The following is a 20,356-nucleotide window of genomic DNA, read 5'->3' as shown; positions in this document are numbered from 1 at the left end:
CAGTAATGAGCAATGATTTGAACCAGGAATTCGTCGGTGATGCGGTCGTCGGCCTTGATGCCGGAGGCACCCGCACTCGTGCCGTGTCCGCCGCCGCCGAGGGCGGGCGCGTGTTCGGCGAAGGCGCGGCCGGACCCGGCAACGCCCTGACCGTCCCGGTACCGCGACTCACCGAGCACCTGGTCGAGGCGATCGGGCAGGCCGTACCGGAGGCGGCGCGCGCCCGAGTGGTCGCCGTCGCCGGCGGTTTCGCGGGCGCCACGGCGGCCTCCACCGAGGAACCGGGCCACGTCAACGCCCGCACCGCCCTCACGGCAGCGCTGCGCCGCCTCGGTATCCCCACCGACCGGATCCGCGTCGTCAGCGACATCGAGGCGGCCTTCGCCTCCGCCCCCGGCACCCCCGCCGACGGCCTGGCCCTGGTCGCCGGCACCGGCGCGGTCGCCCTGCGCATCACCGACCGCCGCTCCACCGCCACCGTGGACGGCGACGGCTGGCTCCTCGGCGACGACGGCAGCGGCTTCTGGATCGGCCGCAGCGCGGTACGGGCGGCGCTGCGGATGGCGGACGGCAGGGGGACGGCGACGGCACTGGCCGTGTCGGTCGGTCGGGCGCTGGGGGTGCCCAGTGACGCGCTCCCCGGTGACGGCGACTGGTCACGCGGTCACCGCGAGGCCTACCGCATGCACGTGCTCCCCGCCGTCATGGCCGAACTCCCCATCAGCCTCGCCCGGTTCGCCCCGCTGGTCGTCGAGGCGGCGGAGGAGAAGGACCCCGTGGCGGAAGGAATCCTCGACGAGGCGGCGGACCAACTGGCACACACCGTACGGGCGTTGAACCCAGTCCACGGTGAACGAATCGTCGCCACCGGCGGACTGCTCGGCCCCGAAGGCCCCCTGACGGCCCCCCTCGCCGCCCGCCTCCACACCCTCGGCCTCACCCTCGACTGGGTACCCGACGGCTGCCGCGGCGCGGTCGCCCTCGCCCGCATCGCCTACGACGGTGACGACCGATGACCGACACCACCACGCCCCTCTACCGCGACCCCAACACCCCCGTCGACACCCGGGTCCGCGACCTCCTGGCCCGCATGACCCTGCGAGAGAAGGTCGGCCAGCTCAACCAGCGGATGTACGGCTGGGACGCCTACCGCCGCACGCCCGAGGGGTTCCACCTCACGGACGCCCTACGCGCCGAGACCACCCGCTTCGCCGGACTCGGCGCGCTCTACGGCCTGTTCCGCGCCGACGCCTGGTCCGGCGTCGACCACTCCAACGGACCCGGAGCCCAAGACAGCGCCGCCCTGGCCGAGTTGGTGCAGCGCCATGTGATCGACAGCAGCCGCCTCGGCATCCCGGCCCTGTTCGTCGAGGAGGTGCCGCACGGCCACATGGCCCTGGACGGCACGGTCCTCCCGGTCAACCTGGCCGTCGGCGCCACCTGGGACCCCGACCTGTACGAGCGCGCCGCCGCCCACGCCGCCGCCGAACTCCGCGCCCGTGGCGCCCACTTGGCCCTGGTCTCCGCCCTGGACATCGCCCGCGACCCCCGCTGGGGGCGCACGGAGGAGTGCTTCGGCGAGGACCCGCACCTCGCCGCGCGCCTCACCGAGGCGCTCGTGCGCGGGATGCAGGGCGAGCCCGCTGACGGCTTCGCCGCCGACAAGGCCCCCGTCGTCCTCAAGCACTTCGCAGGCCAGGGCGCCACGGTCGGCGGCCGCAACTCCGCCGAGTCCGAGCTCGGCCTCCGCGAACTCCACGACATCCACCTCCCCGCCGCCCGCGCCGGAGTCCGCGCCGGGGCCGCCGCCGTCATGTCCGCCTACAACGAGGTCGACGGCCTCCCCTGTTCGGGCAACCACGCCCTCCTCCATCAACTCCTGCGCGAGGACTGGGGTTTCGAGGGCCTGGTCATGGCCGACGGCCTCGCCGTGGACCGACTGGCCCGCATCACCGGCGACACGGTCTCGGCAGGCGCCCTCGCGCTCAACGCCGGTGTCGACCTGAGCCTCTGGGACGAGGGCTTCACGCACTTGGAGGAGGCGGTCGAACGGGGATCGGTGAGCGAGGCCACGGTCGACGCGGCCGTGTCGCGCGTGCTCCGCCTGAAGTTCCGTCTGGGTCTCTTCGAACGCCCCTACAGCACAGGCGAGTTGCCTCCGGCCGGGCAGGGCCGAGACCTGAGTACCGCATTGGCGCGGGCCGCGGTGACACTGCTGCACAACAACGGCGGAGTCCTGCCCATCCCGCCGACCGCCTCCCGCGTCGCGGTCCTCGGACCCCAATCGGCCACCTATGTACACCAGTTGGGCGACTACACGGCACCACAACGCTCCGGCGTCAGCGTCCTGGACGGCCTACGGCGTCTCGCCCCACCCGGCACCGACATCCGCCACGCCCCCGGCTGCGCCCTCACCGGCGACGACCTTGCCGGCATCCCCGAGGCCGTCGCCGCTGCCGCCGCCTCCGACCTGGCCGTCCTGGTGCTGGGCGGCAGCAGCGCCCGTACCCCCGACACGGACTTCGACGCCAACGGAGCGGCACGGAACGCCGTGTCGGAGATGACCTGCGGCGAGGGCGTCGACCTCGCGGGCCTGAGCCTCGGCCATGCCCAGCACGCCCTCCTCGACGCGGTCACCGCGACCGGGACACCCACCGCAGTCGTCCTGATCCAAGGTCGCCCGCACGTCGTCCCCGAACGGGCGGGCGCGCTGCTCACCGCCTGGTACCCCGGCCCGTGGGGCGGCGAGGCCATCGCCGAGGTCCTGCTCGGCCGAACCGAACCGACCGGCCGCCTTCCCGTCTCCGTCCCGCGCTCGGTGGCCCAACTCCCCGTCTACTACAACCACAAGGACATCGAGTACGGCGGTTACGTGGACGCCGAGGCCGAACCGCTCTACTCCTTCGGGCACGGGCTGTCGTACACGAGCTTCGAGTACGGTCCGCCGCGCCTCGCGGGGGACGTGATCGAGGTCGACGTCACCAACACCGGGAAGCGGTACGGGCGTTCGGTCGTCCAGGTGTACATCCGTCGGCTGCTCACCCCGGTGTGGCCGCGCACGCTCGAACTGCATGCCTTCCAGGGAGTCGAGTTGGCCCCGGGGGAGTGCCGTAGGGTCGAAATGCCCTTCGGCACCGACCAGTTGGATCAGGTCGGTGCCGTCGAGATCCGGGTCGCCCGGTCCGCGCGGGCCGCGCTCGCCGTAGCACCCCTCGTCGTACGCCTCAGAGCTTGACCGCTCCCGCCGACACGCCCTTGTAGAACCAGCGTTGGGTGATGACGAACAGCACCAGGACCGGGATCACGGAGATCACCGAACCGGCCATCACCACGCGCTGGTCGTAGCCGAACGACGAACTCTGCAACCGCGAAAGGCCCAGCGTCAGCGTCATGTGGTCCTCGGAGCGCAGCACGATCAGCGGCCAGAGGAAGTCGTCCCAGGCGCTGATGAAGGTGTTGATGGTGACCACGAGGATCGCGCCCCACGCGGACGGGAGGTAGAGGTAGCGGAAGCGCTGCCACTCGCTCGCGCCGTCCAGCATCCCGGAGTCCTCGATCTCGCGCGGTACGGCGAGGAACGCGCCGCGCATCAGCAGGACGTTGATCGCGCCGACGAAGCCGGGCAGCCACACGCCCACCACGCTGTCGACCAATCCGAGGTCGCGGATGCTCAGGAAGAGCGACACCATGATCGACTCGAAGGGGAACATCATGGAGGCGACGAGGAGGATCCAGACCGCCCGGCGACCCTTCCAGGCGGGCTTGGACAGCATGTAGCCGGCCGTCGTGGAGAACAGCAACTGGCTTGCCACCGACAGGAGTACGACGATCAGGCTGTTCCTGATGTACGTCACCACCGGGACCTGGCTGAAGACCTCGCGGTAGGCGTGGAGGGTCGGGTGGTGCGGCAGCAGGGAGGCGTTCGCGCCGAAGACGTCCTCGCCGGTGCCTTTGAGCGAGGCCAGGAACTGCCAGATCAGCGGGCCGACGGTGAGGCCCAGGACGAGGAGCAACAGGAGGTAGCGGAGGACGAGTTCGCGGGGGCGGCCGTAGTCCCGCCAACGCGGGTTCAGGCGCCGGGACTTGGGCCGCACTGCGGTCGCCGTCATGACTCGTCCTCCTTCGTGAGGCGCTGTGCCAGCAGGGTCAGACCCAGGGTGAGGACGAACAGCGCCACGCTCACCGCCGAGCCGTAGCCGGCGTTTCCGGTGATGGGGTCGAGGCCGACGTCCCGGATGTAGAAGGGCAGCGTGCGGTCCGCGCCGCCGGGGCCGCCGGTGGAGCTGCCGAGCATGTAGATCTCGGTGAACACGCGCAGTGAGCCGATGCCGGTGAGGGTGCCGACCAGCATCATCGCCTGCCGTACGCCGGGCACGGTGATGTGCCAGAAGCGGCGGGCGGCGCCGGCGCCGTCCATGGAGGCGGCCTCGTGGAGCTCTTTTGGAACGTTCCCGAGGGCCGCCAGGTAGAAGACCATGTACCAGCCGAGGCCCTTCCACAGGGTGAGGCCCATCGCGGAGAGCAGGATCAGCCACGAGTCGGAGAGGAAGGGGATCGCCGACCGGATCACGTGGGCCTTCTCCAGCCAGGTGTTGACCAGTCCGTCGTCCGCCAGCAGCCACTGCCAGCTCAGGCCGACGACGACGCTGGAGGCGAGCACCGGGGTGTAGAAGGCGGAGCGGAAGAAGCCGATGCCGGGGAGGTTCTTCTCCACCAGGATGGCGAGCAGCAGCGGGAGCAGCACCATCAGGGGGACGACGATGATCGCGTACAGCACGCTGTTGCGGGTCGCCAGCCAGAAGTCCGAATCATCCAACATGCGGGTGTAGTTGGAGAGGCCGACGAAGTTCGCGGCGCCGCCGAGCGGCTTGGCGTTCGTGAAGGACAGCAGCACGGTGTTGAGGAACGGGAACACCCCGAACACCGCCGCGCAGACGATCGCTGGAGCGGTCCAAAGCCAGGGCAGCCACCAACGGCGGTACAGCGCAGCCCCGTTGGCGCCGGGGGCGGGACCGGGGAGAACCGCCCGGGCGAGTCGGCGTATGCGGGACGTGCCCGGTGCGGAGACGACGGCCTCCGCACCGGGCACGGTCACCGGCTTCGCGGTCTGCGTCGCCACCATCAACCAGCCTGCTTCAGCAGCTCGTTGGCCTTCGCCTGGGCGTCCTTCACGGCCTGCGCCGGGGTCTTCTTGCCCTGCATGGCCAGCTGCACCTGGGACACGATCGCGTTCTGCACGGCCGGCGAGAGGTTGGTCTGGTAGGCCGTGGTCGTCTTGAGCTGGTCGGCGACGAGCTTGCGGGCCTGCGCGAACTGGTCGCTGCCGCTCACGTTCTGGAAGAACGGGTCGTTGAGCGAGGTGGTCGTGGTCGGGAAGATCACCACGTCCGGGTCCTTCGCCCAGGCGGTCTGGTTCTCGGCGTTGGTGAGGAACTCGGCGAACGCCAGCGCCACGGGGGCGTGCTTGCTGGTCGCGGCGACCGAGACGTACTGCGGGGCGCCGGTGGTGTGCCCGAGCGCGTCGAAGGGCTGCTGCCCGACCGCCGTCTTGGCGTAGATCGAGGGGCTGTTCTGCTTCACGAACCGCACATAGCTCGGGTTCGTCGAACCGTAGGCGACCTTGCCCTGCGTGTAGGGCGTGGACGGGTCGTTGCTGGAGGACAGCGAGTCCTTCGGCATCGCGCCCTCCTTGTACAGCTTCGCCATCCACGCGACCCACTGGGTGGTGCGCGGATCGTCCGCGAACACGGCCGACTTCCCGTCGCTGGAGAGGGTCTTGATGTTCATCTGGTCGAAGTCCGCGGGGATGCGCCAGATCGGGTTGGCCATCGTCGCGTAGTACTTGCCCTTGGCCGACTTGGCGATCTTCTCGTAGTCGGCGAACAGCCCGAAGATCGTCGTCGGCGGCTTCGCCGGGTCGATGCCTGCCTTCTTCAACAGGTCGGTGTTGTACGTCAGAACGATGCCACCGGTGTACCAGGGCAGCACGGTGTGCAGCGCGGAGCCCGAACTGTCCTTGAACGTACTGGACTTCCAGAACGCGGGGACGAACGGCTTGCCCGCGTCCGGGTCCTTCACGCCGAGGTTGAGCAGATACCCGGCCTTCGTGAGAGCCGTCGCCGTCTCCGCGTTGAGGTTGATGACGTCCGGCAGCGTGCAGGCCTGGGCGTCGGCCACGTTGCGCTGGGTGAAGGTGCTGTCGCCCGGATCGTCGATCCACTTCACCGACGTACCGGGGTGCGCCTTCTCGAAGGACTTGATGACCCCGTTGAAGAAGCTGCCGAAGTCCTTCTTCAGGTTGGTGGTCTGGAAGGTGATGCTGCCCTTCACCTCACCGGTCAGTTTCCCCGACCCCACATTGCCCTTGTCGACCTTGCAGCCGCCCGCGGTGGAGTCGCTGTCGCCCGAGCTGCCGGACAGCCCGCAGCCCGCGGCCGTCAGGGTCAGGACGATGATCCCCACCATCGATCCGGTCAGTCTTCCTGTGCGCATCGCTGCCCTCCTGAGCATCAGCCAACAGTTGGTTCAATTAACCAACTTCGACTCCGATTGATGAAAAGGTGGACCAGAATTCATCGGAGGTCAATGGTTCTCGTGTTGCTTTTAGGTTCCGGCGGAGATCAGTGCCGGTGCTCGTGGTCCGGGTGCGCCGGATCGCCGGGGTGCTCGTGCCCGGCGGTATACACGACTCCGGCCTTGGACTGGTCCAACCAGCCGAAGAAGGCCCGTCGCCCCGCCGCCTGCCGCAACTCCCGCGCGACCCCCTCACGGGCCTGCTCGTACGGCACGAAGTCCTCCGATGACACCCGGCCGAACGGGTCGACACCACGCCGTAGCGCCTCCGCCGTCAGGAAGCGGTCCCGGTTGCGGTCGTAGTAGTCCCGCACGGCGGCCTCCGCGACCTCCTGCTCACCCTCCAGCTCGGCCAGCAGCAGCCGGGCGGCCGGGGAGTGCGCGAGGGCCGCCGCGACGATGCTGCCGAGATCCGCGACATCGGTCTCGGCGACGGCGAGCACCCGGTCCGGCGACACTTCGGCAGGGGGCTTCAACCCCCGCTCCGCGCACGTTCGTTGGGCCAGCTCGTCGATGACGACGACCTGGGTGGCCCAACGCCGTCGTTGCCGCTCGGCCCGCGCGAGGCGCTCCGCTGGGAGGCCCGCGGCATGATGTCGGTCGTCTGCGGCGCCGTCGTGGCTGGTCGCGCAGTTCCCCGCGCCCCTTTGGGGCGTTGCGCAACCGCCGTGGAGCAGTGCGTCCACTTTTCTCTTGGCGATCATCTCGCCCCACACCATGGCCGCGTGCTCCGCCGTCACGGCGTCACCTCCAGCGCGACGGCCTCCGTGTAGGCGACACACCCGTGCCAGGCGACCTTCGCGAGCAGCCAGTACGACCCAGGCGGCACCACCGAGCCGTCCACCTTGATGAAGGACCGTTCTTCCGCGCCCCCTGCGACCGTGAACCCCTGGCAGCCCGGCCCGACTCCGGCCCAGGTGCCCCACGAGGAGACGGCCCAGAGGGTGCCGTGGACCGGTCCACGGGTGGTGTTGCGGAGGTTCACGGGTACCTGGACCTGCTCGCCGCCGCGCACGCTGATCCGTTCAACGCCCATACTGGACAGCAGGGTTGGCCCGTACTGCCCGTCTGCCACATCCAGCGCCACGACGTCCTCGTACGTCTGCCCGCCGTGCTCCAACCGCGCCGCGAGCCAGTGTCGGCCGGGTACCGGTTCCGGCGGCGGGGTCACGGTCACCTCGGCCAGCGTGAACCCGCCGGGGCCCAACGCGTAGGGCAGTTCGGCGGGTTCGGCGGTCCACCCGTCCGGCACCTCGAAGGCCACCGCGCCCGACGCCGGCGCGTCGGTGAGTTCCGAGCCGACCCGGACGGTCGCGGTCACCGGACCGGCGGCGGTGAGGGTGCCCGGGGAGAGGTACACCGACACCGGCATGTTCCCGCGTGGCGCGGGGCCGGAGTTGTGCAGCCAGTAGCGGGTGTGGACGGGTTGCGCGGGTTCGTGTGCCGCGATTCCGGGCCCGGTCGGGGACTCGTCGGCAGCGGTCGCCAACACCGTCGCGACCTCGAAGCCGGTGAGGTCGACGGCGAGCCCGCCGTCCCGCTCCGGCGCCAACTCCTCGCCGGGCGACTCCAGTACGTCGGCCCGGGCACCCTCGATCCAGTCGTGCGGCCCGCGGATCCGCGCCCGCACCGGCCGCCCGTTCACCTCGTGCATCCGCACGACGACGCCGAGCCCCGGGTCGACCGGTACCGCGCTGCCCCGGGCCAGCGGCGAGCCGAGCGGCTTGAGGGCGTCGAGGACCACCTCGCCCGCAGGTTCCAGGGCGAGCAGGGTGAACTTCCGTGGCAGGACGCCCTGTTCGGGCGATGTCCGCAGGCGGGCCGTCAACGGGTGGTTGAACTCGTGCCCGGCCTGGGGGAGCCGGACGTCCCGCCAGTCACCCGCGCCCGCGACGACCGCGTACTCGAACTCGTGCGTCCAGCGCTGGAGTTGGAAGGCGGAGCCGTCGGGGGCGGTGCGGCGGGGCGGGTCGACCCAGATGCCGGAGGGCCAGCCGGTGCAGGAGCGCATCAGGGACATGTAGAGGTCGCCGGAGGAGGTCACGACACAGCCGGGCGTGCCCCGGTTGAGGACCGCGAAGCTGCGGCCGTCCCAGGCGTCACCCGGCGGCAGCGCCTCGCAACCGCCCGCCGCCGTGGCCGTGACGACCGCGTCGTCGAGGTCGGCGATCAGCGCGTCGACCGCCTTGGCGTCGTCCTCGGGACGGGCGCCCGCCACCACGAGCAGCGGCAACCGTTCCAGGTCGCGCAGATCGGCCCCGGGCACCCACTCCTCGCGCAGCCCGGCACGCGGCGCGACCCACACCGCGGCCACACCCCGCTCGGCCAGCTGCCGGCGCAGCTCCCGCCCGGCGGCCGGGTCCCAGCCGAGGGCCTCCGCGACCACCGAATTGCGCTCGGGCGCGCCCACCGCGATCCGGAAGTCCGGCAGATTGGAGTCGACCTCGAGGTCGCCGTAGCGTGGACCGCCCGCGATCGTGGAGGTCGCGGTGACCCCGACGCGGACGAGCGCCGCCGCGAGCGGGGCACCGAGTTCACCGGCCAAGTCCCAGTCGGTGTAAATGAGTTCGGCGACCCCGATCGACCGGTGCCCGAGCAGCCGGCCCGACTCGTCGTGCACCGCGACCCGCGCGGTGGAGCCGAGCCCGAACCACGTGTTCGCCGGGTTGTCGAGCGTCCACGGGAACTCCTCGCTGTCCACCTCCACGAACCCGAACCCGCGCCCGATCACCGCGTCCGCCACCTCGTGCACGGGCAGTCCGCCGGTCACGTCGGACGGCCAGCGCACCCGGATCAGCCGGTCGGCGCCGTCGTAACCGTCGATCGTGGTCGTCACGTCGAGGCGCGGTACCCCGGTCCACAGCGTCAGCCGCTGCGTGTACCGGAACAGTCCGAGGTCGGCGCTGACGGTGATCCGTGAACCGGCGGGGGAGTGCTGGACATCGATGTCGGCGGTGACGTCCCGGCTGCGTGCGGCGGTGGTCCCGGTCGGGGTGAGGTGCCAGGGGCCCTCGCCGAAGCGCGGGTGGCGCGCATACTCCTCCTGTATGACGAGCTCGTTGCCGATGTCGCCGGCGCGCAGCAACTCCCGTCCGTCCTCGGCGAGTTCGCGCAGGCTGCTGACGGCGCCGCCGCGCGCGGGATCGACCGTCACCTCGTAGAACTCGTTGCGGATGGTGAGGCCTTCGCCGGGTGCCCACTCCGGTACCGAACCCTCGGCGAGCGGCAGGGCCTTGAGCCCCATGCCGGGAACTTCCGGTACGACGAGCCGGAGTTGGTCGCCCTCGCGAACGGCCGGGAGGGGCAGACCGGTGTCGTCGAGGGGGACGAGGCCGGGATCCGGGACCGCAAGGACGTCCCGGCGCTCCCAGGTCGCCGCGTTGAACACCATCAAGTCATGTGTGGCGCCGGGAAGTTGGGCGACCTTGGCGGCTATCGCGTCCGTCGCGTCGGCGTGCACCGTCTCCGCCAGGTCGTACAGCTCGCGCCAGCCGGTCATCAGGTCGATGTACACCTGGTCCGACTCGGAGCCGGTGATCGCGTCGTGGTGGGCGCCGTAGATCAGCTGCCGCCAGGCCTTGTCCAACGCCGCGTCCGGGTAGGGGTGTTCGGCTGTGAGCGAGGCCAGGGTGGCCCAGGCCTCCGCGTCGGCGAGGAGTGTCTCGCCGTAGCGCTGGGCCTGCTTGGTGTCGATGTAGGAGACGTCCTTGCCGGTGTAGATCGGGTTCATGTCCCGGGTCTGCGGGGACGCCTTGCGGCCCTCCTGGTCCAACTCGGCGCGGGCGGCGGCGAAGAAGTCCCGGGGGATTCCGCTGACGAAGCGCGGCCAGACGTAACGGGCGTTCCAGTCGCGGTGGATGTCCATCACCCAGCGGCACGGCGGAGCGTAGTCACCGCCGACCGGGAGCAGCACATTGCGGGTGAGCGCGACCTTCTTCAGGCCCCGGAAGAGCTTGAGCGCCGCTGCTTCGGCCTCGGGGAGCGTGGGCGCGTTGTCGATGGCCCAGCCGGCGCCGTAGTGGTTGACCATGTAGGCGGTGAGCAGGCCGCGTCCGGAGGGGGCGATCCAGCTGAACTCGGCCGGGAACTGCATGCGTTGGGGATCGCGCGGTTCCTCGCCGAAGACCGAGAGCGTCGGTCCCCACTGGTGGAACGGTCCACGCGCCCACGAGCTGGAGGAGACTCCCGCATCCGCCATCAGCCCGGGGAACTGCGGATCGTGCCCGAACGCGTCGAGCTGCCAGGCGGTTTCGGGCGAGGCACCGAGGATGCCGCGCTGGAATCCGTCCCCGTACAGGGCGTTGCGTACGGTGGCCTCGGCGCCGGTGAGGTTGGTGTTCGGCTCGTTGTAGGTGCCGCCCATGATCTCGACGCGGCCGGTGCGGATCAACTCCCGCAGAAAGGCGCGCTCTTCGGGGAAGGCGTCCCAGTACGGCTTGAGGTAGTCGACCTCGGCGAGGACGAAGGTGTACGCCGGATCGCGGCGGGCCAGGTCGCAGTGGGCGCGGACGAGACTCATGCCGGACTGGCCGCGCGAGTCGAAGGTACGGGCCGGGAGACCGGTGGAGGCGGGGTCGTCGGCCGTGTCCCAGGTCTCGGTGTAGGCGCCCTGGGTGTTCCACCAGACGGGGTCGTAGTGGAAGTGGCTGACCATGAACATGGTCCAGCCGGGCTCGGCGGCCGTGAACTCGGTGGTGAGCGTGGCCAGTTGGCCGCCGTCGGCCGCCGTCACCTCGATCGCGCACCCCTCGCCGGGCGCGAGGTCCGCCGTCACGGGTATCTCGGCCCGTGCGGTGCCGTCCTCGCCGACGACCGTCTCCGAGCTGCCGCGCACGCCCGGGCCCTCGACCGTGAGGCGCACCGGCCGGCCGGGGACATGGGCGAGTTCGGCGGTCACCACCTGGAGCGGATGCTCGGCGGTGCCGACGAACAGCTCGGTCGACTGGGCAGCGGTGACGCGCATGGGTCTCCTACCAGAGGCTCGGCGGAGCGCCCATCCTGACACCGCGAAGATGATTCAAACAACCATCTCTGCGTAACTTCGGTGGTTCATCCATACAGGCTCGGCCGTGATCGCGGCCGGTCCCGGTTCAGATCACCGGCCTCTTCTGGCCTTCACCGTGTGCTCCCCGGCGATGTGGTCGGTGAGGGCCAGCGAGGCGCTCGCGCGCTGGTAGGAGAGCTGCGCGATGCGGACGTAGAGGCAGTCGATGAGGACCAGCACGGAGTGGCGGGCGCCGATGATGCCGGTGGGGAAACTGGTCGCGGAGGACGAGGAGATGAGCCTGATGTCGGCGGCGCGGGCGAGCGGGGAGCGCGGGTCGGAGGTCAGGGCGATGGTGGTGGCGCCACGCTCCTTGGCCAGCTCGAACGGCTCGATGGTCTCGCGCGTCGAACCCGAGTGGGAGATGCCGATGGCGACGTCCGCCGGGGTGAGCAGGGCCGCGGAGGTGGCGGCGGCGTGCACCTCGGTCCAGCCGCGCACCGCGCAGCCGATGCGGAACAGCCGGGTCTCGGTCTCCTGCGCGACCGCCCCGCTGCCGCCGATGCCGTAGACGTCGATGCGACGGGCGCGGGCGGCGGCCGTGGCCGCGCGCTCCACCGCGTCGAGGTCGATCCGGTCGATCGTCTGTTGGACCGCTCTGAGGTCCGCACTGCCCACGACCTGCACGACCCGCTCCAGATCGTCGTCCGGGGAGATGTCCGGGCCGATCTCGGCGGTGCCCCAGTCGGACACCTCGCCGCGCCCGCGCTCCTGGGCCAGTTCGATCAGCAGATGCTGATACGAGTCGAGGCCCACCGCGCGGCAGAACCGGGTCACCGTCGCCTGCGAGGTGCCGGTGCGGCGGCCCAGCTCGGCGGCCGAGCAGTGGGTGACGGCGGCCGGATCCTCCAGGATCAGCTCGCCGACCTTCCGCAACGAGCCCGCCAGCCGGGGCAGCTCCGTGCGGATGAGGGTGGTGACGTCTGTCGGGGGCATGTGGAGAAGGTATCAGCCACCCCAGAGGCCATCGATTGAATACCAGGACCACGTGTGATTTATTGATTCATTGATCGGGAAAGAATAGGTGGTTTGATCCACCGGTGGGGAGTGTCGCGTGTCCGCCGAGTCCGTGAGCGCCGAGATCTTCGCGCGCGAGAGCCTGGCCGTTCTCCAGCACATCACCGAATCCGGCCGCGAGAGTGTGTCCCGCGCCGCCGCACTGATCGCGGACTGCGTCCGCACCGACGGCGTCGTCCAGGCCTTCGGCACCGGCCACTCCCAGGCCATGGTCCTCGAACTCGCGGGCCGCGCCGGGGGTTTGGTGCCCACCAACCGCCTGAGCATCGCCGACCTCGTCCTCTACGGCGGCGACGCCCCGAGCGTGCTCGACGACCCGCTGCTGGAGCGGCAGGCCGGAGTCGCCGACCGGCTCTACGACTTGGCGGCGCCCCACCCGCAGGACCTCTTCGTCATCGTCTCCAACTCCGGTGTCAACAAGGTGATCGTGGAAATGGCCCTGCGGGTGAAGGAGCGCGGCCACCGCCTCCTCGCCATCACCTCGCTCGCCCACACCCACGCCGTCCCCGCCGGTCACCCGAGCGGCAGGAAACTCGTCGACCTCGCGGACGTCGTCCTCGACAACGCGGCCCCGCGCGGCGACGCGCTCCTCGAACTCCCGGGCGGGGGTGCCGTTTGCGCCCTCTCCACGCTCACCGGCGCGATGCTCGTGCAGCTGACGGTCGCGGAGGCGGCGGCCCAGCTCCTCGCCTCGGGGGACCGGCCGCCCGTGTACGTCTCGGCCAATGTGCCGGGCGGCTTCGAGGGCAACCTGGAGCTGGAGAAGCGCTACGAGGGGCGGATCCGGCGTACCGCGAGCTGAGCCGTCGTAGCAGCCGAGCCGAACCGCCGCAGGAGCGAGGACGAGCGGCCGGAGCCCCCGGAACCGGGCCGCGACCGCTCGTCGTCACCTGCGCTGCTCGACGAGAGTCATACAGGAAGTGATGCAATCACCAGGTGATGCTAGGCGCGGTGAATGCATCATTCAATGGGGGCCAGCAGGGGTGGGCGGGAACTCAGGCCGTCCGCAGCACCGTCGGTCCCTCTTCCGAGATGCGGTCGACCACGGCCTCCGGCAGGCCCGCGTCGGTCACCACGGTGTCGAGCCGGTCCAGCGTGGTCACGTTGAACCGTTCCACCGTGCCCCACTTGGTGCTGTCGGCGAGCAGCGCGACCGAGCCGGCCGCCGCCATCACCGCCTGCTTGAGCAGCACCTTGTCCGTCGAGAAACTCGTCACGCCGTGGGACAGGTCCCAGGACCCGGCGCTCAGGAACGCGAGGTCGAGATTGATCGCGCCGACCGTCCTGGCGGCCAGGGGTCCGCTGCTCGAACCGCTCGACACATCGACCTCGCCGCCGGTGTGGACCGTGTGCACGGACGGCAGTTCGCACAGCGCCAGCACCGCGTGGAAGTCGTTGGTGACCACGGTGAGGTCCTTGCGGCCGGCCAGGAACGGAACGACCGACTGACAGGTCGTCCCCGCGTCGAGGAAGAGGACCATGCCGTCCTCGACGAGTTCCGCGGCCCGCCCGGCGATGGCCTGCTTCCGGGGCATCTCCAGCGCCGCACGTGAGGCCCGCTCGCGCGGCGGCGCGTGCCCGGTCCAGTCGGCGAGCCTGACCCCGCCCTGCACCGAGACCACCTGTCCGCTCTTCTCCAGCGCGGTGATGTCCCGGCGGACCGTCATGTGCGAGACGTTCAGCGCCGCGGTGAGGTCGTGGATGCTCAGCACCCCGCTGCTCCTCAGCAGGCGCAACAACTCCTGATGGCGTTGCTCTGGGATCAGGGGTGCCCTGCTCAATGCGTCTCCTCGAAGCCGGGGTGGAGCGGTGGGTGGAGCGGCGGCTCGCCGGGATCAGCCTAACTTCGTGTGACAAGGGGCGTGACAAGATGTGAATTCATGTTCTAGCGTGTGCTCCCATGGTAACAAAGTTTAACGCCCTGGCATCAATCACCCATACGGGCGCCCTGCTCATCGTCCGCCTCGACAGCGCCGAGGAGGCCCTCGCCGTCTCCGAAGCGGCGATCGAGGGCGGCATCCGGGCCCTGGAGATCACCCTCTCCGTCCCGGGCGCGCTGGACGTCATCGCAAAGCTCTCCGAGCGCTACGGCGACGACGGCATCCTCGTCGGCGCCGGCACCGTCCTGGACGAGCACTCCGCGTACGAGTGCGTCTCCGCCGGTGCCCGTCTGCTGGTCAGCCCCAACCTCAACCCGGCCATGCTGACCACCGCCAACCGCTACCAGGCCGTCACGGTCAGCGGGGCCCACACCCCGACCGAGATCGTCGACACCATGCAGGCCGGCGCCGACATCGTGAAGCTCTTCCCCGCGGAGTTCGTCGGCCCCGAGTACGTCCGCACGGTCCGCGCCCCGCTCCCGCAGGCACCGCTCATGCCCGCGGGTGGCGTCACGGCCGACAACGTCAAGGAATGGTTCGACGCCGGTGTCGTCGCGGTCGGCGTCGGCAGCTTCGTCACCAAGGCCGCCCGCGCCGACGGCAATTACCGCAACGTCACGGAGGCCGCCGCCACGATGCTGCGCGCCATCGAAGGCGCCAGGGCCTGACAACCCGTCAGGGGAAAGTGCCCGCCTTCGCCCCTTCGCCCCTTCGTCCCCAACTCCCCATCACCCGCACGGTGGTTCCCCGAGGAGCTCTCCATGGCTCAGCAGTCCCTCACCCCCGAAACCCCCGCATCCCTCGACCCGGGCGACACCGCCCGCCGGACCTCGCTCCGCATCCGCTGGGTCCTGGTGGCCCTCCTGGTGATCGGCGGGGTCGTCAACTACCTCGACCGCGCCACGCTGAGCGTCGCCAACACCACCGTCGCCGGTGAATTCGGCCTGAACGCCACCGAGATGGGGCTGCTGATCGCCGCCTTCTCCTGGCCGTACGCCATCGCCAACCTCCCCGCCGGCTACCTCGTCGACCGCTTCGGCCCCAAGCGGATGTACGCCTGGGCCGCCGGACTCTGGTCCCTGATGACGATGGTCACCGCAGCCGCCCACTCCTTCGGCCTGCTCTACGCCGCCCGGGTCGCCCTCGGCGTCGCCGAGTCCCCGTTCTTCACGGCCAGCCTCAAGGTCAACGAACGCTGGTTCAACAAGGACGAGCGCGCGCTGCCCATCTCGATCGTCAACACAGGCTCGCAGATCGCCAACGCCATCGCCCCGCCGATCCTCACCGGCCTTCTCCTGACGGTCGGTTGGCGCGGCATGTTCGTCGCCGTGGGCGCGCTCGGCATCGTCGTCATGCTGGTCTGGCTGCGCGTCTACCGGGACCCCACCCTGCGCGAGCAGGCGCTCATCAGGGGCGCGGAGTTGGCGGCGGCCCGCGCCGACGAGCGGGCCAAGCCCGCGAGTTGGGGCGCCCTGTTCAAGCAGCGCAACACCTACTTCATGATCCTCGGTGCCTTCGGCATCTTCTACACCGTGTGGGTCTACCTCACCTGGCTGCCCAGCTACCTCCAGACCTCCCGCGGCCTCAGCCTCTCCGAGACGGGCTGGCTGTCCTCGCTGCCCTACCTCTGCGGCATCCTCGGTGTCCTCTTCGGCGGCTGGCTCTCCGGCCGGCTGATCCGCCGGGGCGTCCCCGCCGTCGTCTCCCGCAAGGTCCCCATCGTCGGCGGCGCCGTGCTCGCGGCGGCCGCGGTCCTGCCCGTGGCGTACGTCCACAGCACCCCGCTCGCGCTCGCCCTGCTGTCCCTCGGCTACTTCGCCGCCCAGGTCCCGATGGGCTGCCTGTGGACGCTCGCCTCCGACATCGCCGAGTCCCACCAAGTCGCCTCGCTGGGCGCGATCCAGAACTTCGGCGGCTTCCTCGGCGCGGCCATGGCACCCATCGTCACCGGTGCGATCCTGGACGCGACCGGCAACAACTACACGGACGTCTTCCTCGTCGGCGGCGCGCTGCTGCTGCTCGGCGGCATGTCGTACCTCTTCTTCGTGAAGGACCGCCGCGCATGACCCTCGCTCCACGGGTGTACATCGTGATCGGCCCGGCCGGGTCGGGCAAGACCGGCGTGGCCCGGCTGATCGCCGGGCTGAGCGGTGCCGCGTACATCGACAAGGACACCGCCTGCACCCGCCTCACCGAGGCGCTCCTCGACCTCGCCGGCACGGACCCCTCGGAGCGCGACCTCAACCCGTACTACCAGTCGGTGGTGATGGACCTCGAATACGCGACGATCCTCGACCTGGCCGCCGACAACCTGCGGGTCGGCCGCCCGGTCGTACTGGATGCCCCGTTCGGCCGCTACTTCTTCCAGCCGGACTACCTCGCGGAGGTGACGTACCGTCACAACTGGCCCGCCGACGTCGAGTTGGTCGTCGTCCGGGTCCAGGTCGACTCCGAAACGGCCCGCGAACGCGTGCGCGCCCGCGGCTGTGCCCGGGACCGGTCCAAACTCGCCGACTGGGACACGTTCTGGAAGGCGGCCGAGGCCAACGAGTGCCGCTGGAGCGACGGCCGCCGGCTGGTCTTCGACAACCGGGCCGACGGCCTCACGGCGGACGAGGTCGCCCGCGCGCTGGCGGGCTTGGACCGGTCCAGTCCCTGACGGCACGGTGGCGCGGCGCCCTTGACGGCTCGCTCGCGCCACGGCTCGGCTACGGTGGCGCCGGGCGCTCGACGCCTGGCTCGCGCCGCGGCTCAGTCCCGCCGTGCCACCAGCCGATACGCGTTCGACACCCCCAGCCGGTGCGACAGCCGCTTCACCACGAACCGGTCCAGGAGCGTGCCCAGGATCAGTGCCGGGATCCCCGCGATGAGCACGGCCGCTCGGCCCGTACGGGCCAGGCCGGTCGGCGGCTTCGGCAGCCACGGGAGGTTGTCGCGCGGCGCGGCCGTGTCCAGCGCCAGCCAGGTGCCGGCCAGGAGGTCGACCGGGTCGTGCGGCTCCGCGTGCTGTTCCGCCACGACCGTGAAGCCCAGGTCGGTGAGCCGGCGGCGCAGGTTCTCGACCGGAACGAAGTGCAGGTGCTGGGGCTGGAGCCACGGCAGCCACCAGCGGCCCAGCAGCCGGGAGTAGCGGCTGTCGGGGTCCGGGACCTCGATCAGCAGATGCCCGCCGGGACGAACGGCCGTGTGAGCGGCGGCCAGTTCGCGCTCGGGCTCCGTGCTGTGCTCCAGGTAGTGGAACATGCTGACGACGTCGTAGTGGCCCGCGAGATTCGGGGCCAGCTCGGGGAAGCTGCCCCGATAGCCGCGCTCCACCCGGCCCGCCTGCTCGGCGAGTTCGGCGCCGTCCGTGAAGTCGAGGCCGTCGAAGGTGGTGTCCGGGTACACCGTGCGGGCCGACTCGCAGAAGTGGCCGTGTCCGGTGCCGACGTCCAGCCAGTTCTTGGGAGTCGGGGAATGCGGGAGCAGTGACTGCGCGCGCTGCTCGTACATCTTGGTACGGGCCGCGAACGTGTTGCCCAACTGCTTCTCGCCCAGGCCGTCGTAGAAGTCCCGGTAGTAGAACTCCAGCCCCGCCGGGCTCAGTCGGGGATTCTGGAACGTGTGCCGGCAGTCCTCGCAGCGGTCCAGGACGAAGGTGCCCGGCTTGTGCTGGATCAGGTCCTTCGTGCGTAGCCGGGTCTTGAGCCGTGACGAGTCGCACCAGGGGCAGGTCTCGCGCCGGGGCTCGAAGAACCGGTCCAGGCCGTCGGCCAGGTCGGCCTGGTAGCCGGGCCGCAGCGCCGCCACCTGGTCGTTGCGGCTCGGTGGTTGCGGGTCGTCCTCGGTGCTCACGGGGTCTCCTTCGGGGACGCGCCGGTGGCCAGCAGTTCCAGGTGGGTGGCCGCCGCGCGGCTGCCGCCGGCCGCGCGGAACGCCGTACGGACGCGGTCGGCCGCGGCGCGGTGGCCGGGTTCATGGAGTACGGCGTCGATCGCCGCGCCCAGCTTCGGTGCGGTGACCCGGCCGAAGCGGACCCGGACGCCCGCGCCCGCGCCGGTGACCTGCCCGGCGATCACCGGCTGGTCGTCGCGGATCGGTGCCACGACGAGCGGGACGCCGTGCCACAGCGCCTCGCAGACCGTGTTGTGCCCGGCGTGCGAGACCACCGCGTCCGCCCTTTCGAGGAGCGGGAGTTGGGGGATGGAGGGCAGGACAAGGAGGTCCTTGTCCTCTTCGTCGGACCGGTCCAATGCGCCGCCCGGGTCCGCGATCACCGCCTGGACGCGGTCCGTTCGCGCCCGCAGCGCCGTGACGCACTCGGTGAGGAAACGGGCGCCCACATCGGCGTTGGCGGTGCCGAGACTGACCAGGACCAGGGAACGGGACCGGTCCAACCAGTCCCAGGGAAAGTCCGGCGCGGCCGGGCGGGGCGCGATCGACGGGCCGACCCAGCGGATCTGCTCGCCCTGCCGCGCCTCGGGGCCGACGAGCTCCGGGGTACTGAACGCGAGCACCAGGTGCGGCGAGAAGCGCGGGTCGCCGGTGCCGGACGGGTCGCCGAGGTCGGTGCGGAGCCGGTGCAGCAACTCGTCCAGCCAGAGCCCGACTTTGGGGATGCCCGCGAACACGTCGGTGAACTCCGCCGAGGTGGTGGCCGAGGTCGCCCACGGCACCCCGAGACGTTCCGCCACCAGACCGCCGGCCAGGGCCTGTTGGTCGGCGACGATCACATCGGGCCCGAACTCCTCGACGGCGGAGGCGACTCCGGGCGCCATCTGCTCGGCGAGCGGCGCGAGGAACGCCTCCCACAGGAACTTCAGCGCCTCCGGCCCACGGATGTCCGGCGGCCGTACGCCCTCGCCCGTGCCCGGGACCGGTCCAGCGCACGGGAACACCCGCGCCGACTCGCCCGCGAGCCGCCGCACGAGATCGGGGTCGGCGCAGGCCCACGCCAACTCGTGACCGCGCGCGGCGAGTTCGGCCGCCACGCCCGCCGCCGGGTTGATGTGGCCGACCAGCGGCGGTACGACGAAGAGGAACCGGCTCACCGGGCGGCCACCTCGGCCGCGCTCGCCTCCTGGATCAGGGAGAGGATGTGGCCGCCGACCGTGCCCGCCGCCTCCACCAGCACCGAGTGCTCGTGGCCGGGGACGACGACGGTCCGGCAGTCCGGCAACACGGACTCCAACCAGGGGGCGAGCAGGGCGAGGTCCGAATCGCCGCCGTAGACGCCGAGCACCGGGCAGTGGACCGCTCCGATCTGATCCTCCGTCAACACCTTGCTGGCCGGTATGTCCTGGGACAGGGAGGTCTCCCGGGCGAGCTTGGCCGCGCCCTTCGCGAGGCGGGCCGTGTTGTGGCCGCGGTTCGCGCTGATCCAGGCGATCGCGTCGTCCTCGTTGTGCGCCAGTTCGTGCAGCACCCGGTCCAGGATGGTGCCGAGCTTCGGCGCCCAGGCGTCGGTCGCCGGTTCCGACTCGATGAGGGAGACACTGGCGGCCCGTTCCGGATGGCGGGCCGCGTAGCCGAACGCGACTGTCCCGCCGTAGGAGTTGCCGACCAGATGGACCGGTCCAGTCACCTCCAGACGGTCGAGCAGCGCCTCCAGGTCGTCGATGTTGTCGTCCAGGGTGTAGCCGGTCGCCGGGCGCGCGCTGCGGCCGTGACCGCGAAGGTCGTACATGACGACGTCGACGCCGGCGAGCGCGAAGGGCGGGGCGAGGGTGAAGTAGTAGCTGGCCAGGCTGTCGGTGAGCAGACCGTGCACGAGCACCGCCGTGGCGGTCACCGGGCGGCCGTCGGGCGGGCTCATTCGCTGTACGTGCAACCGGAGTTGACCGGTGTCGACCATCGCCATGGC

16 protein-coding genes are annotated in these 20,356 nt (G+C 70.8%); 6 read left to right on the top strand and 10 right to left on the bottom strand.

All coding sequences use genetic code 11. The features are described from left to right. The first annotated feature begins 5 nt into the window (after window positions 1–5). The gene (locus ACQHII_RS12530; protein ID WP_427919385.1) at window positions 6–1,016 is read left to right on the top strand and encodes an N-acetylglucosamine kinase; all 1,011 of its coding nucleotides are present in this window, start codon (window positions 6–8) and stop codon (window positions 1,014–1,016) included. Beyond that, on the top strand, window positions 1,013–3,235 hold the full coding sequence (locus ACQHII_RS12525; protein WP_427919384.1) for a glycoside hydrolase family 3 N-terminal domain-containing protein: 2,223 nt from the start codon (window positions 1,013–1,015) through the stop codon (window positions 3,233–3,235). Before ACQHII_RS12530 ends, ACQHII_RS12525 begins: the two co-directional genes overlap by 4 nt. Here ACQHII_RS12525 and ACQHII_RS12520 read toward each other — a convergent pair. From ACQHII_RS12520 to ACQHII_RS12495, 6 genes are all read right to left on the bottom strand, one after another. Further along, on the bottom strand, window positions 3,225–4,109 hold the full coding sequence (locus ACQHII_RS12520) for a carbohydrate ABC transporter permease (protein WP_427919383.1): 885 nt from the start codon (window positions 4,107–4,109) through the stop codon (window positions 3,225–3,227). The two genes, ACQHII_RS12525 and ACQHII_RS12520, sit on opposite strands and share 11 nt — an antisense overlap. Next, entirely contained in the window at window positions 4,106–5,122 is a 1,017-nt protein-coding gene (locus ACQHII_RS12515; protein ID WP_427919382.1) for a carbohydrate ABC transporter permease, read from the bottom strand. Before ACQHII_RS12515 ends, ACQHII_RS12520 begins: the two co-directional genes overlap by 4 nt. Then, on the bottom strand, window positions 5,122–6,492 hold the full coding sequence (locus tag ACQHII_RS12510) for an extracellular solute-binding protein (protein WP_427919381.1): 1,371 nt from the start codon (window positions 6,490–6,492) through the stop codon (window positions 5,122–5,124). Before ACQHII_RS12510 ends, ACQHII_RS12515 begins: the two co-directional genes overlap by 1 nt. A 128-nt stretch (window positions 6,493–6,620) precedes the next feature. Continuing rightward, the gene (locus ACQHII_RS12505) at window positions 6,621–7,292 is read right to left on the bottom strand and encodes a peptidyl-prolyl cis-trans isomerase (RefSeq protein ID WP_427925296.1); all 672 of its coding nucleotides are present in this window, start codon (window positions 7,290–7,292) and stop codon (window positions 6,621–6,623) included. A 17-nt stretch (window positions 7,293–7,309) separates the two neighbouring features. Next, window positions 7,310–11,536, bottom strand: a complete 4,227-nt coding sequence (locus ACQHII_RS12500; RefSeq protein ID WP_427919380.1) for an NEW3 domain-containing protein — start codon at window positions 11,534–11,536, stop codon at window positions 7,310–7,312. 132 nt (window positions 11,537–11,668) lie between these two features. Continuing rightward, window positions 11,669–12,553 (bottom strand): MurR/RpiR family transcriptional regulator, encoded by an 885-nt coding sequence (locus ACQHII_RS12495; RefSeq protein ID WP_043678512.1) that lies wholly within the window; start codon window positions 12,551–12,553, stop codon window positions 11,669–11,671. Window positions 12,554–12,671: 118 nt separating this feature from the next. Between ACQHII_RS12495 and ACQHII_RS12490 the strand changes: the two genes are divergently transcribed. Further along, window positions 12,672–13,436: a sugar isomerase domain-containing protein gene (locus ACQHII_RS12490; RefSeq protein ID WP_427919379.1), complete on the top strand. Its 765-nt coding sequence runs from the start codon at window positions 12,672–12,674 to the stop codon at window positions 13,434–13,436. 193 nt (window positions 13,437–13,629) lie between these two features. On the opposite strand, the gene ACQHII_RS12485 is transcribed toward ACQHII_RS12490, so the two are convergent. Continuing rightward, on the bottom strand, window positions 13,630–14,415 hold the full coding sequence (locus ACQHII_RS12485; RefSeq protein ID WP_427919378.1) for a DeoR/GlpR family DNA-binding transcription regulator: 786 nt from the start codon (window positions 14,413–14,415) through the stop codon (window positions 13,630–13,632). A 119-nt stretch (window positions 14,416–14,534) separates the two neighbouring features. Between ACQHII_RS12485 and ACQHII_RS12480 the strand changes: the two genes are divergently transcribed. The 3 genes from ACQHII_RS12480 (at window position 14,535) to ACQHII_RS12470 (ending at window position 17,173) form a co-directional block, all read left to right on the top strand. Then, window positions 14,535–15,182, top strand: a complete 648-nt coding sequence (locus ACQHII_RS12480; RefSeq protein WP_427919377.1) for a bifunctional 4-hydroxy-2-oxoglutarate aldolase/2-dehydro-3-deoxy-phosphogluconate aldolase — start codon at window positions 14,535–14,537, stop codon at window positions 15,180–15,182. A 93-nt stretch (window positions 15,183–15,275) separates the two neighbouring features. Further along, window positions 15,276–16,580: an MFS transporter gene (locus ACQHII_RS12475; RefSeq protein ID WP_427919376.1), complete on the top strand. Its 1,305-nt coding sequence runs from the start codon at window positions 15,276–15,278 to the stop codon at window positions 16,578–16,580. Further along, entirely contained in the window at window positions 16,577–17,173 is a 597-nt protein-coding gene (locus tag ACQHII_RS12470) for an AAA family ATPase (RefSeq protein WP_427919375.1), read from the top strand. The genes ACQHII_RS12475 and ACQHII_RS12470 overlap by 4 nt, the downstream gene beginning before the upstream one ends. 92 nt (window positions 17,174–17,265) lie before the next feature. Here ACQHII_RS12470 and ACQHII_RS12465 read toward each other — a convergent pair whose 3' ends face one another. The 3 genes from ACQHII_RS12465 to ACQHII_RS12455 are packed head-to-tail and all read right to left on the bottom strand — an operon-like array spanning window position 17,266 to window position 20,353. Continuing rightward, window positions 17,266–18,348, bottom strand: coding sequence for a class I SAM-dependent methyltransferase (locus tag ACQHII_RS12465; RefSeq protein WP_427919374.1), 1,083 nt, complete (start codon window positions 18,346–18,348; stop codon window positions 17,266–17,268). Then, window positions 18,345–19,544: a glycosyltransferase gene (locus ACQHII_RS12460; protein ID WP_427919373.1), complete on the bottom strand. Its 1,200-nt coding sequence runs from the start codon at window positions 19,542–19,544 to the stop codon at window positions 18,345–18,347. Before ACQHII_RS12460 ends, ACQHII_RS12465 begins: the two co-directional genes overlap by 4 nt. Next, window positions 19,541–20,353, bottom strand: coding sequence for an alpha/beta fold hydrolase (locus tag ACQHII_RS12455; RefSeq protein ID WP_427919372.1), 813 nt, complete (start codon window positions 20,351–20,353; stop codon window positions 19,541–19,543). Before ACQHII_RS12455 ends, ACQHII_RS12460 begins: the two co-directional genes overlap by 4 nt. Window positions 20,354–20,356: the final 3 nt, after the last annotated feature.

The organism is Streptomyces sp. cg40 (assembly GCF_050320165.1).
In the GTDB taxonomy this organism is placed as follows: domain Bacteria; phylum Actinomycetota; class Actinomycetes; order Streptomycetales; family Streptomycetaceae; genus Streptomyces; species Streptomyces hokutonensis.
The sequence above is the reverse complement of the archived record's forward strand: the minus strand, read 5'-3'. Positions and strand labels throughout refer to the sequence as shown.

Bases quoted from the DNA above. Each gene is read 5' to 3' on its own strand.
- ACQHII_RS12530 (WP_427919385.1), top strand. From the start codon at position 6: ATGAGCAATGATTTGAACCAGGAATTCGTCGGTGATGCGGTCGTCGGC.
- ACQHII_RS12525 (WP_427919384.1), top strand. From the start codon at position 1,013: ATGACCGACACCACCACGCCCCTCTACCGCGACCCCAACACCCCCGTC.
- ACQHII_RS12520 (WP_427919383.1), bottom strand. From the start codon at position 4,109: ATGACGGCGACCGCAGTGCGGCCCAAGTCCCGGCGCCTGAACCCGCGT.
- ACQHII_RS12515 (WP_427919382.1), bottom strand. From the start codon at position 5,122: ATGGTGGCGACGCAGACCGCGAAGCCGGTGACCGTGCCCGGTGCGGAG.
- ACQHII_RS12510 (WP_427919381.1), bottom strand. From the start codon at position 6,492: ATGCGCACAGGAAGACTGACCGGATCGATGGTGGGGATCATCGTCCTG.
- ACQHII_RS12505 (WP_427925296.1), bottom strand. From the start codon at position 7,292: ATGGTGTGGGGCGAGATGATCGCCAAGAGAAAAGTGGACGCACTGCTC.
- ACQHII_RS12500 (WP_427919380.1), bottom strand. From the start codon at position 11,536: ATGCGCGTCACCGCTGCCCAGTCGACCGAGCTGTTCGTCGGCACCGCC.
- ACQHII_RS12495 (WP_043678512.1), bottom strand. From the start codon at position 12,553: ATGCCCCCGACAGACGTCACCACCCTCATCCGCACGGAGCTGCCCCGG.
- ACQHII_RS12480 (WP_427919377.1), top strand. From the start codon at position 14,535: ATGGTAACAAAGTTTAACGCCCTGGCATCAATCACCCATACGGGCGCC.
- ACQHII_RS12475 (WP_427919376.1), top strand. From the start codon at position 15,276: ATGGCTCAGCAGTCCCTCACCCCCGAAACCCCCGCATCCCTCGACCCG.
- ACQHII_RS12470 (WP_427919375.1), top strand. From the start codon at position 16,577: ATGACCCTCGCTCCACGGGTGTACATCGTGATCGGCCCGGCCGGGTCG.
- ACQHII_RS12455 (WP_427919372.1), bottom strand. From the start codon at position 20,353: ATGGCGATGGTCGACACCGGTCAACTCCGGTTGCACGTACAGCGAATG.